Source organism: Pleionea sp. CnH1-48 (assembly GCF_024124665.1).
Lineage (GTDB): Bacteria > Pseudomonadota > Gammaproteobacteria > Enterobacterales > Kangiellaceae > JAMXSB01.
On sequence record NZ_JAMXSB010000046.1, the window covers coordinates 1 to 1,305 of the forward strand.

At 43.0% G+C, this 1,305-nt stretch carries 1 protein-coding gene; it reads left to right on the forward strand.

Annotation, left to right across the window (positions count from 1 at the left end; genetic code table 11):
* Positions 1–64: 64 nt before the first annotated feature.
* Positions 65–1,273: an IS256 family transposase gene (locus NH399_RS25320; protein ID WP_253044310.1), complete on the forward strand. Its 1,209-nt coding sequence runs from the start codon at positions 65–67 to the stop codon at positions 1,271–1,273.
* The last annotated feature ends 32 nt before the right edge of the window (positions 1,274–1,305 follow it).

Sequence of the window (1,305 nt, forward strand, 5' to 3'; positions counted from 1 at the left end):
GAGACTGTAAATAACTCTGTGTAACTGTCTATTATTAACCTATTGAATAGGAGATGGTAGACCGATGGACAAGAAAGAAATTGAAGCCTGGGCACGTAAAGCAGCTAAAGGTATCAAGACAGAGGAAGAGTTAAACGACTTTCGTCAAATGTTGACGAAAGTCACTGTTGAAACAGCACTTAATGCTGAACTGGATGAGCACTTAGGTTACGACAAACACGCTCAGACAGACTCGGAAAATCACCGCAACGGTTATACTCCCAAAACCCTAATCACGGAGGACGGGCCGCTCTCCATTGAAACACCACGAGATCGGCAAGGCACGTTTGAACCTCAGCTGGTCAAGAAGCAGCAGACTCGCTTTACCACCATGGATGAAAAAATATTGAGCCTGTATGCCAAAGGGATGACGACCCGAGAAATCGTTGCCACATTCAAAGAGATGTATGACGCGGATGTTTCACCAACGTTAATTTCGAAAGTCACCAACGCCGTCATCGAGCAAGTAGTCGAGTGGCAGTCTCGTCCTCTAGATTCTATTTATCCCATAGTGTACCTCGACTGCATTGTGCTTAAAATCCGTCAAGATAAGCAAGTCATCAATAAATCTGTTTACCTAGCATTGGGCGTTACGATGGAAGGCCATAAAGAACTTCTCGGCTTATGGCTTTCAGAAAATGAAGGGGCAAAGTTTTGGCTGAATGTTCTCACAGAACTTCAAAACCGAGGAGTAAAAGACATTCTCATAGCTTGTGTTGACGGATTAAAAGGTTTTCCAGATGCAATAAACTCAGCCTACCCCGACACACAAATTCAGCTCTGTATCGTTCACATGGTCCGAAACTCTGTGCGATATGTCCCTTGGAAAGACTATAAGGCGGTCACGACTGATTTAAAACGTATTTATCAATCTGCAACGGAAGAAGAGGCTTTACTCGCTCTGGAGCAGTTCTCTGAGCGCTGGAATGACAAGTATCCTCAAATAAGTCGGTCGTGGCATACCCACTGGCCCAACATTAATACACTTTTTAATTATCCACCGGAAATTCGAAAGGCCATTTACACGACGAATGCCATTGAATCATTAAATAGCGTGATACGAAAATCGATTAAAAAGAGGAAGTTATTTCCGACCGATGACTCGGCGAAAAAAGTCGTTTACCTTGCGATTATGGACGCTTCAAAAAAGTGGACTATGCCGATTAGAAATTGGAAAGCGGCCTTAAATCATTTTATGATTGTTTTTGATGGCCGCTTAGATGAATATATGTGAACTGGCAGATACACAGAATAATTTACAGGGTC